Origin of the sequence: Sulfitobacter geojensis (genome assembly GCF_000622325.1) — a bacterium.
Lineage (GTDB): Bacteria > Pseudomonadota > Alphaproteobacteria > Rhodobacterales > Rhodobacteraceae > Sulfitobacter > Sulfitobacter geojensis.
Genome location: NZ_JASE01000005.1, coordinates 932,919 through 947,094 on the forward strand (window position 1 = coordinate 932,919; position 14,176 = coordinate 947,094).

The following is a 14,176-nucleotide window of genomic DNA, read 5'->3' on the forward strand; positions in this document are numbered from 1 at the left end:
GGTATGGCGACCCAAAGCCCCGCGACAACAGTTCATGCCAGCTGCGTCAGTCTTGACGGCAATGCCCTGTTAATCCGTGGCGCAAGCGGAACCGGAAAATCGTCGCTGGCGCTGCAATTGATTGCGCTCGGGGCAGGGCTGATTGCGGATGACCGTACCGAACTACATGCGCGCGACGGGGTGTTGCATGCGCAGTGCCCGCCCGCCATCAAGGGTCTGATCGAAGCACGCGGTGTCGCAATATTGCGGCTGCCGGTCGCGCAGCCCGCCCCGGTTACGCTGGTCGTGGATATGGACAAAACGGAAACCGCCCGCCTTCCGGACCCCCATCAGACTACGATTTCCGGCATCACCCTGCCGTGCTTGTGGCGCGCGCCCAGTTCACATTTTGCGGCTGCCGTCTTGCATTGCCTGCGCCATGGGATAAGTCACGATGTATGAGCGATTTCCCGCCTTTCCCTGATGCTGACGCCGCTTTGGCGAAGCGCCGCATCGTGTTGGTGACCGGCCCCTCCGGTGCGGGGCGGTCGTCATCCCTGAAAGTGCTGGAGGACGCAGGTTTCGAAGCCATCGACAATTTGCCCATCCGCCTGTTGCCCGCCTTGCTTGAAGGGGCAGGGCAGGACCGTCCTGTCGCGCTGGGGATTGATGCGCGCACGCGGGATTTCTCCACCAACGGACTTATGGATCTACTGGGCCATCTGCGCGCGCGCGATGATCTGACCGTTGAAATGCTTTATCTGGATTGTGCGCCTGATGTTCTGTTGCGCCGTTTCTCTGAAACGCGTCGCCGCCACCCTCTGGCGGAGGGCGGACCGCCGGTCGCAGGCATCGAGCGCGAGCAAGAGCTGCTGCGCCCCCTGCGCGCCCGCGCGGATGTGCTGATCGATACGACCAACCTCAACATCCACGAACTACGCGGCGAGGTGGAGCGTTGGTTTTCACCCGATGGACAACATTTCCTCACCGTATCGGTGCAGTCGTTCTCCTATAAACGCGGCCTGCCGCGATCGGTCGATATGGTGTATGATTGCCGGTTTCTGCGAAACCCCTATTGGGATGCGTCCCTGCGTACCGCAAATGGTCTGGACCCCCGTGTCGCCGCATATGTTGGCCAGGATCCGCGCTTTGACGATTTCGCTGATCAGGTCTTCGGATTGAGTGAACTGCTGCTGCCGGCCTACAAGCAAGAAGGTAAATCGAACATTTCGATTGCCTTTGGCTGTACCGGCGGGCAACACCGTTCGGTGACTATGGCGCAGGATCATGCAAAGCGCCTTGCACAGTTGGGCTGGCAGGTGTCAATAAGGCACCGCGAGCTTGATCGTCAGAATGAAGATAAGGCACAGATGTGATTGGTATTGTGATTGTTGCACATGGCGGGCTGGCGCGGGAATATCTTGCGGCGATCGAACATGTTGTGGGGTCGCAAAACGGCGTGCGCGCCATTTCCATTCAGGCCGACCATGACCGTGCCGCCAAACAGGATGAAATCTGCAGCGCCGCCGATGCCGTTGACCAGGGGGCCGGCGTTGTGATTGTCACCGACCTTTTCGGCGGATCGCCTTCCAACCTGTCGTTGCGGGCCTGCCAACCGGAAAACCGGCGGATCGTTTACGGTGCGAACCTGCCCATGCTGATAAAACTCGCAAAATCGCGCCAGATGGATGTGCCCGACGCTGTGCGCGCCGCCCTTGAGGCTGGCAAGAAATATATCGACAGCCAGAATGTCAGCCCCTCTTAAAGGCCCGTTTCAATGACCCAGATTACCCTAGAGATCGTGAACATTAAGGGCCTGCACGCGCGGGCCTCTGCCAAACTGGTAGAGGTCGTAGAAGCATTTGACGCCCGCGCGGAGGTCAGCAAGGATGGCATGTCTGCATCAGGTGACAGCATCATGGGCCTTTTGATGTTGGCAGCGGCCTGCGGAAGCACTATTGAGGTTGTCACTTCCGGCCCTGATGAAGTGCCTCTGGCAGAGGCATTAACAGCGCTGGTGGCAGATAAATTCGGCGAGGGCGACTGACGCCTGCATGTGGACCTGCAAAGGGTGATCTCTCTTGGCAAACGACATACACTCGATGACCGACGCACAAGGGGTCACCCAAACGGAGGCTGACGCCGCGCCGTTGAAATATGACCGCAGCAGCCTGTCCTATGCCTCCACCTTTGACGATCCGTTGAAGGCGCGCATGATCAGCGCCATCGAAATGCTGACCGGCAAGCTGACGATCCTGAAGCTGGTGCGCAAATTCGAACGCAGCGGTGCCCCCACCGGTCAGGCCTTCTGGCGGGGCGCGCTCGATACCATGGGCATCGACCTGACCACACCGCAGGCGCAACTGGACCGCATCCCCAAAGAGGGGCCCGTGGTCGTGGTTGCCAATCATCCGCATGGCATGGTGGACGGCATGATCTTTGCCGATCTCATCGGCCGCGTGCGCCCCGATTACCGCATCCTCACCCGCTCCCTGTTGACCTCCATCGACGAGGTCGCCGGCAGCTTTATGATCCCTGTGCCGTTCCCGCATGACCCCGATGCGCAGCGCAAAGGGGTTGAAATGCGGGCCAGCGCGATGAAACATCTGAAGGATGGCGGCGTGGTTGCCCTCTTTCCGTCGGGCGTGGTCGCGGCGTCTGAAACATGGTGGGGGCCGGCGGTCGAAGCGGAATGGAACGTCTTTACCGCCAAAATGATCCGCCGTTCGGGTGCCACGGTTGTGCCGATGAAATTCCCCGGGCAAAACAGCCGCGCCTATCAAATCGCCAATAAAGTCAGCCCTATGCTGCGTCAGGGTTTGCTGTTGCACGAGATCGTCCACGCCTGCAACAAACCCCAGGGCCCGATTGTCGGGCATCCGATCGCGCAATCCGAAATCCAGTCCCGCGCTGACGATCCGCGCGGGTTCATGGCATGGCTGCGCGCCCATACCTTGTCACTGAAAGACTAACGGCACTGAAAGACGCCTGCCGTTGAAGAACCGGACCTCACGCCCGGCCTCTCCTCTTTTTGGCCTTATATACTGTCCGCACTCTCAACACGCACCGCCCGCTTGCCTGGGCTATCGCCCCTTAGCGTGTCGGCACAGGGACATCGCCGCGGTAATCGTAAAACCCGCGCTGTGATTTACGCCCCAACCATCCGGCTTCGACATATTTGGTCAACAGGGGGCAGGGGCGGTATTTGGTATCCGCCAAACCGTCATGCAGCACGTTCATGATCGCCAGACAGGTATCCAGCCCGATAAAATCCGCCAGCTCCAGCGGCCCCATCGGATGGTTCGCACCCAGCTTCAGGGAGCTGTCGATGGACTGAACATTCCCGACACCTTCGTACAGCGTGTAAACCGCCTCGTTGATCATCGGCATCAGGATCCGGTTCACGATAAACGCCGGAAAATCCTCGGCCGAGGCAGAGGTCTTGCCCAGCTTGTCCACAACAGCCTTGCAGGCATTGAATGTCGGCGCATCGGTCGCAATGCCGCGGATCAATTCCACCAGCTGCATCACCGGTACCGGGTTCATGAAATGAAACCCCATGAATTTTTCGGGCCGGTCCGTCCGGCTGGCCAGACGGGTGATCGAAATCGAAGAGGTGTTCGACGTTAGAATCGTTTCGGGTTTCAGGTGTGGCAACAGGTCTTCGAAAATCGCCTGTTTGATCGTCTCGCGTTCGGTGGCCGCCTCGATGATCAGATCACTGGGGCCCAGCTCCTTTAGCACGGTCGTGGTCGCAATCCGCCCCATGGCCGCTGTCATGTCAGCTTCGGCAATCTTGCCCCGACCGACCTGCCGCGACAGATTGCCTTGAATGGTGTCTACCGCGGCCTTCAGGGCCTCTTCGCTGATATCGGTCATCTTTACGTCATAGCCCGCCAGCGCCATCACATGGGCAATCCCGTTGCCCATTTGCCCTGCGCCCACGATGCCGATTGTCTGAATGTCCATCAGAAGTCCTTTCAAGAGTTACGCTACAATAGGGGCTGGACGGGGCGGGCCGCAAGGGCGCGGGGTACCAAGAATTCAATGCAAAATAACCGTTTAACATTATCTCAAGCCGCCTGCCGCAATGTGCGTCTTGGGTGAGTTAAAAAAGGTGGGTGAGATGACCTATGACGTATTGGGGGCCGCGCCCCTCGACTATCTACCGTGTCGCTACGGCGCGTCCAAACTGTTGTTCCGGGGGCCACGGCGGGATTTATCCAAGCCGTATCTGGCCTTTGTGGGGGCAACCGAAACCTATGGCAAATTTATCGACAGGCCGTTTCCCGCGCTTGTCGAAAGCGCCATCGGCCAAAACTGTGCCAACTTCGGCCAGATCAACGCGGGCATTGACGCGTTTTCGACGGATCCATTTGTGATGAATGCCGCAACAGATGCGCAAATTGCAGTGGTTCAGGTGATGGGTGCACAAAACATGACGAACCGGTTCTACGCCGTGCACCCGCGCCGCAATGATCGCTTCATCAGTACCTCGCCGCTGCTGCAAACCATTTACCGCGAGGTTGATTTTGCCGACTTCCATTTCAACAAACATATGTTGAAGCGGCTGATGGAAGTATCGCCCGAGCGATTCCGAACCGTACGGGACGAATTGCAACAGGCGTGGATGGCGCGGATGCGCCTGATGCTCAAACGGATCAACGGGAAATCAATTCTCTTGTGGTTCTCCGATCATGCCCCGGAAGAAAACGGCGATGATCCCGAAGGGATCGGGCGTGACCCCTTGTTTGTAACCCGTGCCATGATGGATGAAATCACACCGCTGGCCACTCAGGTGGTCGAGGTCGTCGCCTCCAAGGCGGCCATCGCACAGGGCACGCAAAACATGGTGTTCGACGAGATGGATCGGCAAGTCGCATCTGAACTGTTGGGGCCCATGGCCCATCAGGAAGCGGCAGATGCCTTGGTCGAGGTGATCCAGACCATGCGGTAACGCAAAAGGCCCGCCAATGCTGGCGGGCCTTTCGTCAATCAGTCGAGGAGAGAAGCGTTTACAGCTTGTCCATGAACTCGGGGACGGCTTCGAACAGATCCGCAACCAAGCCAAAGTCGGCAACCTGAAAGATCGGCGCTTCTTCGTCTTTGTTGATGGCGACGATGATTTTGCTGTCTTTCATGCCGGCAAGGTGCTGAATCGCACCGGAAATACCAACAGCGACATACAGATCAGGGGCGACAACCTTGCCGGTCTGGCCAACTTGCCAGTCGTTCGGGGCGTAGCCCGAATCAACCGCAGCACGGGACGCGCCCACGGCGGCGCCCAGCTTGTCTGCCAGCTTTTCGATCAGTGCAAAGTCTTCTTCGGAACCAACACCGCGCCCACCGGACACAACCACACCCGCAGAGGTGAGTTCAGGACGGTCGGACGCCGCAACCTTGTCTTCAACCCATGAAGACAGGCCCGGATCAGCCGCCGCACCGATGGTTTCGACAGAGGCAGAACCGCCTTCGCCCGCCGCATCAAAGGACGCGCCGCGGAAGGTGATGACCTTTTTGGCATCGGTGGATTTAACAGTCTGGACCGCGTTGCCCGCGTAAATCGGACGCTCGAACGTGTCGCCATCCACAACGCCGGAAGCGTCGGAAATGATCATAACGTCCAACAGCGCCGCAACCCGTGGCATCACGTTCTTGGCGTCTGTGGTCGCAGGGGCGACGATATGTTCATAATCATCCGCCAGCGAAACAATCAGCGCCGCTGTTGATTCGGCCAGACGGTGACCCAGCGATGCATCTTCGGCGACCAGCACTTTGGACACACCATCAATCTTGGCTGCTGCTTCACCTGCCGCCGCGGCAGAGCCGCCCGCCGCAAGAACAGTCACATCGCCCAAAGCTTTGGCGGCAGTCACGGCCTTGGCCGTTGCATCCATCGCCAGTTCGCCGTCGGTTACTTCTGCAAGGAGTAGAACAGCCATTACACAGCCCCCGCTTCTTTGAGTTTCGCTACCAGTTCATCCACGGATGCAACCATGATGCCTGCCGCACGCTCTGCCGGCTCAACCGTTTTCACGATTTCCAGACGGTTTGCGATATCAACGCCGTAATCTGCCGGTGTCTTTTCATCCATCGGCTTTTTCTTGGCCTTCATGATGTTAGGCAGGGATGCATAACGTGGTTCGTTCAGGCGCAGGTCAACGGTGATGACCGTTGGCATGCTGACTTCGATGGTCTGCAAACCGCCGTCGACTTCGCGTGTGACTTTGGCTTTGTCGCCTTCGATCGCAACTTCGGAAGCGAATGTTGCCTGTGACCAACCCATCAGCGCTGACAGCATCTGACCGGTGGCGTTCATGTCGTTGTCAATCGCCTGCTTGCCCGTCAGAACCAGACCGGGCTGCTCTTCATCCACAATCGCCTTGAGGATTTTTGCAACGGCCAGCGGTTCGATGTCGTTGTGCACATCATCCGTGGCGACAACAAGAATCGCGCGGTCCGCGCCCATGGCCAAAGCCGTGCGCAGGGTTTCCTGCGACTGTTTCACGCCGATAGAAACCACGACGATTTCATCAACCTGACCGGCTTCTTTCAGACGGATGGCCTGTTCGACGGAAATTTCGTCAAACGGGTTCATCGACATTTTTACGTTGGCAAGATCAACACCCGATCCGTCCGCTTTGACGCGCACTTTCACGTTGTAATCAATCACGCGTTTGACAGGTACAAGCACCTTCATGAGCGTTCTCTCCTTGGTTGCTGCGCGACCCGTGTGGCCGTGCGATTCAATTCTCTCGGGCAGGTTTAGCGAATGCGTAACGGTCGAAACAGGGAAAAATCGTCACATTGCACACTAAGGACGCCGCGTTTTCCTGTGTTAGCGCTGCCAGTTATTCAGCGGTTCGCCCCCGGCACCCAAAGCACGTCATCCTTGCCGCCATTATTCGACATGCGTGCGGCAACAAAGAACCAGTCGCTAAGCCGGTTCAGATACTTCACGGCGGCTGGATTGACCGTTTCATGCTCCGCCAAAAGGACGGCCAGCCGTTCGGCGCGCCGCGCCACAGTCCGGCAGACATGCAGATGTGCCGCTAATGCGGTGCCGCCCGGCAGGATAAAACTGCGCAACGGGTCAAGGCTTGCGTTCATCACGTCAATTTCGGCCTCAAGCCGGTCAACCTGCGCGCTTGCCAACCGCAATGGCGGGTATTCCGCGTCCTTATCGGACGCCATATCGGGGCGGCACAGATCCGCACCCAGATCGAACAGATCGTTCTGAATGCGCGACAGCGCCGCGTCGGTCTCTCCCGTCGCCTCCAGCCGCGCCACACCGACAAAACAATTCAATTCGTCCGAGGTGCCATAGGCGTCGACCCGCGCGTCATGTTTCGCAACGCGATCCCCGTTGCCAAGGGCGGTTGTGCCGCTGTCACCGGTCCGTGTGTAAATCTTGTTCAGAACAACCATTAAAACGATCCTCCGCGTAGCCAGACAAATCCAAGGATCAGCAATACCGCGACGAACTGCGCCACGATACGGTAGCGCATCAGCCTGTTGGAGTTCTTTTTGTTAAAGGCACCGCCACCGGCAAACCCGCCCAATCCGATCATCAAAATGATCAGCACGGCGAACACAGCCACCAAAAGCACAATAAATAGCGGATCGTCCGTCATCGTGTTTCCCTTCGCTTGTCATGCGAGATGTAGCCGGTGATGCGCACAACGCAAGGCTTGTCAGCGGCTCAAGACCCAATCAAGTGCACGGGTGGGCAGGATACGGCGCAGGATACCAGACAGATAGGTGGGCAGTGTGACGTAATAACGCGGGCGGGGACGGGGGCTTTCGACCGCGTGGATCAGGCGTTTGGTGACAGCATCGGGGGGCAGTTCGAACCGGTCCGGCCCCGATGATTCGTACAGGCGTTTGAGGAGGGACCGTTGGTATTGTTCTGCACGCACAGAGTTTCTCCAGTCCACCCAGCGTTCGAAATGCGGGATCGAATTTGCTCTGATTTTTGACGTCACAGGGCCGGGTTCTATCAGGCAGATATGCACACCGGTCCCGCGCATTTCGATGCGCAATGTGTCGGTCAGCCCCTCAAGCGCGAATTTGGTGGCATTATAGGCACCGCGCCACGGCATTGTGACGAACCCCAACACTGATGAACATTGCACGATACGCCCGCCGCCCTGTCCGCGCATGACCGGAATCACCGCGCGGGTCAGGCTGTGCCAGCCGAAAAAGTTGCTTTCAAAAATCTCGCGCAAGGCGTCTGTGGGCAGGTCTTCTACCGCGCCGGGCAACCCGTGCGCGCCGTTGTTAAACAGTGCGTCCAATGTCCCGCCGGTTGCGGCAAGAACTTCGGCCAGCGCAGATTGGATCGTTGTTTCGTCAGTGTAATCCAGCAAGGGTGCTTCAAAGCCTTCGGCTTTCAAGCGGGCACAGTCGTCTGCTTGACGACAGGCGGCAAACACCCGCCAGCCCCGTGCCCGCATCCCGTGCGCGGCGTCATAGCCGATGCCACTGGAACAGCCGGTGATCAGGATCGACTTGGCAATAGGGGTATCAGACATGAAAAAAGCCTCCGGTTCAGGAGGCTTTCATCGCGTGCATTGTTAGGGATGGCAAGGTTAGCCGCTGGTCAACAGGAAATCCGCCATCCAGCCACCGGTGCCCCCGTCAAGCGTTTCAAAACGGACCCAGCCATTGCCATCGTCCTGAATAATCTTGACCTCGTCACCGCGCACCAGACGGGAAACGACACCAAAATCTGTCCCCGGACCGCCGCGCACGTTCACACGGTTGCCCGACACGGTGCGAATATCAGCGGCCGCACTTGTGGGGATGCTGACAGCGTTGGAAACACCGTCATTCGGGTCGATGAGACTGGGAATGATCGCAGGTGTATCGGCAGATGAGGTTACAAGGCTGGCGTTCTGCGGCACGATTTCACGGTCCGCGCTTGAGGACACATCGCCCAACGTGGTCAGGTTGAGAGATACCCGCGTCACACCGTTGTCCAGTGGCGGATCCGTATCAACAACCACCTTTGGCGCAGCAGCCAGCACAACCGGCTGAGGTGTGGTAACGATTTCCTTCTGCACGATCACCGCAGGTTCTTCGGCAGCTGCAAGACGCGCAGCGCGGATCGCGTCCGCATCAAAATCGGAGCCGCCGCTCATTTCGTAAAAACTCCAGCCTAAAAAGCCAAAGGAAAGAAAAATAAATCGTAACACCGTGATACCCCCGAAAATACTCGTGCTGTTAGCATAACACAAATTGGCAACTTTGGTTGCAATACCTCGTTATTTTCCTGAGCGCGCGGGGGAAAATCCGAAACCTGCTCCCCCGTGGCATCTGTGCCGCTTTGAATGCGAATGGAAGTAAACCATCGCTTGCTGTGTTCCGAAGGCCCCGCTACAAAACGCGCCATGTCAGATATAACCGATCCTACCGAGGACGATCCTCGCAATGTCTCCGAACCGCTGCGTCTTGCGCTGGGCGAACGCTATCTGACCTATGCATTATCGACGATCATGCACCGCGCCCTGCCGGATGCCCGCGATGGATTGAAACCGGTCCACCGCCGTATCTTGTATGCGATGCGCGAATTGCGTCTGGCGTCGAACGGGGGCTTTCGGAAGTCCGCCAAGATTTCCGGCGATGTGATGGGTAACTATCACCCGCATGGCGACGCCGCGATTTACGACGCGATGGCGCGTCTCGCACAGGATTTTAACGTCCGCTATCCGCTCGTCGACGGGCAGGGGAACTTTGGCAACATCGACGGCGATAACCCCGCCGCCAGCCGTTATACCGAAGCGCGGATGACCGCCGTGGCCGAGGCCATGTTGGAAGGGCTTAACGAAAACGCCGTTGATTTTCGCGAAAATTATGACGGCACGCTGACCGAACCTGTGGTGCTGCCGGCGCAGTTCCCGAATCTGTTGGCCAATGGGTCGACCGGTATCGCCGTGGGCATGGCGACCAACATCCCGCCGCATAACATTTCTGAACTGTGCGATGCCTGCATCCACATGATCAAAGTACCCGATTGCCGCGACGAAACCTTGTTGAACTATGTACCCGGCCCCGATTTCCCGACCGGTGGTGTCATTGTCGAACCGAAGGAAAACATCGCCAACGCCTATGCCACGGGCAAGGGCGGTTTCCGCCTGCGCTGCCGTTGGGAGGTCGAGGATCTGGGCCGCGGTGTCTGGCAGATTGTCGTCACCGAAATTCCCTATCAGGTGCAGAAATCCAAGTTGATCGAAAAGATCGCCGAGCTGATCCAGATCAAGAAGATCCCGATTCTGGCGGATGTGCGCGACGAATCTGCCGAAGATTTGCGTATGGTGATCGAACCGCGTTCGAAAAACGTCGATCCCGATGTTTTGATGGGCATGTTGTTCCGCAACTGTGACCTTGAGGTGCGGTTCTCGTTGAACATGAACGTGCTGATCGATGGGGTAACGCCCAAGGTCTGCTCGATGAAGGAAGTACTGCGCGCTTTCCTTGATCACCGTCGCGAGGTTTTGCAGCGCCGCAGCACCCACCGGATGGAAAAAATTGACCACAGGCTTGAGGTATTGGAAGGGTTTATCATTGCCTTCCTCAACCTTGACCGTGTGATCGACATCATCCGCTATGATGATGACCCCAAGGCGGCGCTGATGCGGGAGGATTGGGGGCGTGAGCACGTGCGCGCCATGACCGAGGCCGATTATGTCTCGCCGCCAGCAGGCGATGGCGAGCTGTCCGAAGTGCAAACCGATGCGATCCTGAACATGCGCCTGCGGTCCCTGCGCCGCCTGGAAGAGCTGGAGCTGATGCGCGAGCAATCCGCGCTGATGGAAGAACGTGCCGGGCTTGAGGATTTGCTGGAAAGCGAAGACCTGCAATGGCAAACCATTACCGACCAGCTGCGCGCGACCAAAAAGCAGTTCGGCAAGGACTGGGTGATTGACGGCGTTCCCTGTGGCAACCGCCGCACGACATTTGCCGAAGCGGGCGTGATCGAAGAGGTGCCGCTTGAAGCGATGATCGACCGCGAACCGATCACGGTTGTCTGTTCCGAAATGGGCTGGATCCGCGCCATGACCGGCCACATCGACCTGAACCGCGAGCTGAAGTTCAAGGACGGCGACGGGCCGGGCTATATCTTTCACGCCGAAACCACCGACCGTTTGCTGGTCTTTGGCTCGAACGGGCGGTTTTACACGCTGTCCGCCTCGACCCTGCCGGGCGGGCGCGGCATGGGGGAACCGGTGCGTCTGATGGTGGACCTGCCGAACGAAGCGCAAATTGTGGCGTTGTTCATCCACCAACCGGATCGCAAACTGCTGGTCGCCTCTTCGGCGGGGGACGGATTTGTGGTGCCGGAAAACGACGTGGTGGCGCAGACGCGGTCGGGTAAACAGGTGCTGAACGTACGCGGCGATACCACTGCGTTGATCTGTAAACCGACGGCGGGCAATGCTGTGGCGACGGTCGGCGAAAACCGCAAGGTGCTGGTGTTCGCCTTGGACGAGCTGCCCGAAATGGCACGTGGTAAAGGCGTGCGTTTGCAGAAATACAAGGATGGCGGGCTGTCGGATGCCACCAGTTTCGTGCTGGAGGACGGGCTGAGCTGGCTCGATCCTGCGGGGCGCACACGCACCGAAGTGGACCTGAAAGAGTGGACCGGCAAACGCGCCAGCGCGGGCCGGATGGCACCACGTGGTTTCCCGCGTGATAACAAGTTCACCTGACAGGGACGCTGATGAGCGACGCCCCGATCCTTAACAGCCCTTGGCAATCCGCACCGCAACCCAAAGTTGTCCCCTCGGGGACAGGTGCAGAAAACGGGATGACCGTTGAGTTTAGCGGAAAACGCTGGAGCCTTTTCTGGCTGGCGTTGAAAACCGGTTTCTTTACGATCTTAACACTCGGGTTTTATCGCTTCTGGATGAAGACGCGATTGCGGCGCTGGTACTGGTCGGCCATCCGCCCCGGCGGGCACCCGATGGAATACACCGGCGATCCGATGGAAAAGCTGTTGGGCTTTTTCATCGCTGTGGTGATCCTGACCTTCTACATCGGCATCGTGAACCTGTTGCTGATGTTCGTCAGCTTTTCGGTCTTTAATTCGTCGGTCATCGGGTATGTGCTAAGTTTCGCAGGGGTTGTCCCGATCTGGTTTTACGCCCGCTACCGTGCGCGACGTTATGTGCTGGCGCGGACCCGTTGGCGTGGTGTGCGTTTCGGCCTTGAAAAAGGCGCGTGGGGCTATGCCATCCGCGCCCTTTGGTATTGGTTTTTAACGATTATCACGGCAGGCATCCTGTGGCCGCGCATGACCTTCCTGTTGGAAAAATACAAAACCGATCGAACGTTCTACGGCTCTGCCCGCTTGTTTCAGGACGGGCGTTGGCAGATGTTATATCGCGCCGCATGGCCCCTGATTGCCAGCCTTGTGTTGTTGGCGGGGGCGGTGTTGTGGACAATACAATTCGCCCCGGTGTTCCCCGATGGAATCAAGGACGGCGCGGAATTGATCAAGCTGGTGGATGCCTTTTTCGACGGGCTGGACCCAAGCATCAATTGGACGCAGCCCGAACGGCTGCTGCTGTTCCCGCTGGCCTTGTCTGGGATTGTTTGTGGCGCGATCTATTATCGCTGGGTCAGCAAAAGGATTATGGCACAGCATAAACGGGGGCCCGGCGTGCAGTTTGACAGTCGCCTGAGCGGTGTGCGGGTAAGTTTCATCTATGTGCTGGGCAATTTCATCGCCTATGCCATGTTGGTACTGGGCGTCGCAGCACTGGCGCTTTTGGCGGTTGCCCTGTTTTCGGACGGAATGGCGATACTGGCAGATACGCCCGGCGCGGGCATGATGCAGGACCTGCCGCGCGGGATTGCTGTGGCTGGGTTGGCCCTGTTGTACCTGACCTTCTTCCTGCTGTGGGGGGTGCTTTATAACACCTTTGTTACCTATCCCTTGATGCGCCATATGGCCCGCACCACCAGTTTGCCGTTGTCGGTGGGGCTGGCTTTGGTCAGCCAGCGGGCGCGCGATGAGTTTGCCGAAGCCGAAGGCTTCGCCGAAGCGCTGGATCTGGGGGCGGCCATATGAGTATGGGGTTTGACGGTCTGGGGGCCGCGTTCTTTGACGGTGACAGCCCCGAACCGCAAGAGGTGTCGCTGCACATTGCGGCAGGCATGTTGCAGATCGGGTTGGACGACGGTTTGATCCTGCGCTGGCCGGTCGAAGACGTGCGCCAACTGCCGGACCTTGCGGGTAAACAAACGGTGGTTCTGCGCCGCATCAGCGATCCGCTGGCGCGGCTTTATGTAACGGATCAAAGCCTGCTGAAGCACCTGCCGCACCTCACCCGCCGCGCGCCGCCTAAAGGGCGCGGGCGACTGGCCGCCTGGGCCGCAGCGGCCGTTGCGGCCGTCGGGTTGCAGATATTCGTGCTGGTGCCCCTGCTGGCCGACAATCTGGCGGGCTTCATCCCGCCCGAAGGGGAAAGGGCGCTGGGCGAAGCAACTTTTGGCCAGATTCGCGAAGCACTGGACGAGACCGGCTTGAACCCGTTGGAGATCTGTGACGGGGCAGAAGGCGTTGCCGCATTGGAAGCGCTGGTCGCGCGATTGAGTACAGAAGAGGATTTCCGGCAAGAGGTTTCCCTGTCGGTTCTGGATCATAAGATGGTGAATGCTTTTGCGCTTCCCGGTGGTTTTGTGGTGCTGTTTCGCGGCCTGATTGATGCCGCACAGGGGCCAGATGAACTGGCCGCCGTGCTGGCGCATGAGATTGGCCATGTTGTCAGCAGCGATCCGACCCGCCACGCGCTGCGCTCGGCGGGTTCCATCGGCGTGTTGGGCTTGCTGTTCGGGGATTTCGCGGGTGGTGCGGCGGTGCTTTTCCTGACCGAACGGCTGATTTCGGCGCAGTATTCGCAGGCGGCTGAAACCGGCGCGGACAGATTTGCCCATCGGATCTTGGCGCAGGCGGGCATTAATCCCGGCGCGCTGGGCGACATGTTCACGACGATGCGGGCAGAGCACGGCGATGCGGACGGTGTGACCGCGCATTTCCTAAGCCATCCCGCGCTGGGCAGCAGAATCGCCGCCGCCCGCGCAGAGGTCGACGATACCGCGACCTACACCCCGTCCATGACATCGCAAGAATGGGCAGCGGTGCAGGGGATCTGTGGCTAAGCCTGCCAAGTGATTGCACCCCGAGGGGGGC

General features: G+C 58.7%; 16 protein-coding genes. 9 read left to right on the forward strand and 7 right to left on the reverse strand.

What is annotated here, in order from left to right; genetic code table 11:
* Positions 1-3 precede the first annotated feature (3 nt).
* Genes Z947_RS0106605 through Z947_RS0106625 form a run of 5 tightly spaced genes read left to right on the forward strand, consistent with a single transcriptional unit; the run spans position 4 to position 2,951 of the window.
* A complete protein-coding gene (locus tag Z947_RS0106605; RefSeq protein ID WP_025043522.1) occupies positions 4-441 on the forward strand; it encodes an HPr kinase/phosphorylase in 438 nt (145 codons plus the stop codon).
* Complete coding sequence (gene rapZ / locus Z947_RS0106610) at positions 438-1,355, forward strand: RNase adapter RapZ (RefSeq protein ID WP_025043523.1); 918 nt, start codon at positions 438-440, stop codon at positions 1,353-1,355. The genes Z947_RS0106605 and rapZ overlap by 4 nt, the downstream gene beginning before the upstream one ends.
* Entirely contained in the window at positions 1,352-1,744 is a 393-nt protein-coding gene (locus tag Z947_RS0106615; protein WP_025043524.1) for a PTS sugar transporter subunit IIA, read from the forward strand. The genes rapZ and Z947_RS0106615 overlap by 4 nt, the downstream gene beginning before the upstream one ends.
* 12 nt (positions 1,745-1,756) lie before the next feature.
* A complete protein-coding gene (locus Z947_RS0106620; protein WP_025043525.1) occupies positions 1,757-2,026 on the forward strand; it encodes an HPr family phosphocarrier protein in 270 nt (89 codons plus the stop codon).
* A gap of 55 nt (positions 2,027-2,081) precedes the next feature.
* Entirely contained in the window at positions 2,082-2,951 is an 870-nt protein-coding gene (locus Z947_RS0106625) for a lysophospholipid acyltransferase family protein (RefSeq protein WP_025043526.1), read from the forward strand.
* Positions 2,952-3,072: 121 nt separating this feature from the next.
* Here the strand turns inward: Z947_RS0106625 and Z947_RS0106630 are convergent, their stop codons facing one another.
* Positions 3,073-3,948: a 3-hydroxybutyryl-CoA dehydrogenase gene (locus Z947_RS0106630; RefSeq protein ID WP_025043527.1), complete on the reverse strand. Its 876-nt coding sequence runs from the start codon at positions 3,946-3,948 to the stop codon at positions 3,073-3,075.
* A gap of 157 nt (positions 3,949-4,105) precedes the next feature.
* On the opposite strand from Z947_RS0106630, the gene Z947_RS0106635 reads away from it, so the two are divergent.
* Positions 4,106-4,936, forward strand: coding sequence for a DUF6473 family protein (locus Z947_RS0106635; RefSeq protein ID WP_025043528.1), 831 nt, complete (start codon positions 4,106-4,108; stop codon positions 4,934-4,936).
* Between the two features lie 58 nt (positions 4,937-4,994).
* Here the strand turns inward: Z947_RS0106635 and Z947_RS0106640 are convergent, their stop codons facing one another.
* The 6 genes from Z947_RS0106640 to Z947_RS0106665 form a co-directional block, all read right to left on the reverse strand.
* Positions 4,995-5,921 carry an electron transfer flavoprotein subunit alpha/FixB family protein gene (locus Z947_RS0106640; RefSeq protein WP_025043529.1) on the reverse strand — a complete coding sequence of 309 codons (927 nt, stop codon included), beginning with the start codon at positions 5,919-5,921 and terminating at the stop codon, positions 4,995-4,997.
* On the reverse strand, positions 5,921-6,679 hold the full coding sequence (locus Z947_RS0106645; RefSeq protein ID WP_025043530.1) for an electron transfer flavoprotein subunit beta/FixA family protein: 759 nt from the start codon (positions 6,677-6,679) through the stop codon (positions 5,921-5,923). Before Z947_RS0106645 ends, Z947_RS0106640 begins: the two co-directional genes overlap by 1 nt.
* Positions 6,680-6,834: 155 nt before the next feature.
* Entirely contained in the window at positions 6,835-7,407 is a 573-nt protein-coding gene (locus tag Z947_RS0106650) for a cob(I)yrinic acid a,c-diamide adenosyltransferase (protein WP_025043531.1), read from the reverse strand.
* Complete coding sequence (locus Z947_RS0106655; RefSeq protein WP_025043532.1) at positions 7,407-7,613, reverse strand: twin transmembrane helix small protein; 207 nt, start codon at positions 7,611-7,613, stop codon at positions 7,407-7,409. The genes Z947_RS0106650 and Z947_RS0106655 overlap by 1 nt, the downstream gene beginning before the upstream one ends.
* Before the next feature lie 60 nt (positions 7,614-7,673).
* Positions 7,674-8,513, reverse strand: coding sequence for an SDR family oxidoreductase (locus Z947_RS0106660; protein ID WP_025043533.1), 840 nt, complete (start codon positions 8,511-8,513; stop codon positions 7,674-7,676).
* A gap of 57 nt (positions 8,514-8,570) precedes the next feature.
* Positions 8,571-9,122, reverse strand: a complete 552-nt coding sequence (locus Z947_RS0106665; protein WP_211100834.1) for an SH3 domain-containing protein — start codon at positions 9,120-9,122, stop codon at positions 8,571-8,573.
* Positions 9,123-9,371: 249 nt separating this feature from the next.
* Here Z947_RS0106665 and Z947_RS0106670 point away from each other — a divergent pair, with 249 nt between their 5' ends.
* Genes Z947_RS0106670 through Z947_RS0106680 form a run of 3 tightly spaced genes read left to right on the forward strand, consistent with a single transcriptional unit; the run spans position 9,372 to position 14,145 of the window.
* Complete coding sequence (locus Z947_RS0106670) at positions 9,372-11,690, forward strand: DNA topoisomerase IV subunit A (RefSeq protein ID WP_025043535.1); 2,319 nt, start codon at positions 9,372-9,374, stop codon at positions 11,688-11,690.
* A gap of 11 nt (positions 11,691-11,701) precedes the next feature.
* Positions 11,702-13,054 carry a DUF898 family protein gene (locus Z947_RS0106675; RefSeq protein WP_338057817.1) on the forward strand — a complete coding sequence of 451 codons (1,353 nt, stop codon included), beginning with the start codon at positions 11,702-11,704 and terminating at the stop codon, positions 13,052-13,054.
* Positions 13,051-14,145 carry a M48 family metallopeptidase gene (locus Z947_RS0106680; protein ID WP_025043537.1) on the forward strand — a complete coding sequence of 365 codons (1,095 nt, stop codon included), beginning with the start codon at positions 13,051-13,053 and terminating at the stop codon, positions 14,143-14,145. The genes Z947_RS0106675 and Z947_RS0106680 overlap by 4 nt, the downstream gene beginning before the upstream one ends.
* The last annotated feature ends 31 nt before the right edge of the window (positions 14,146-14,176 follow it).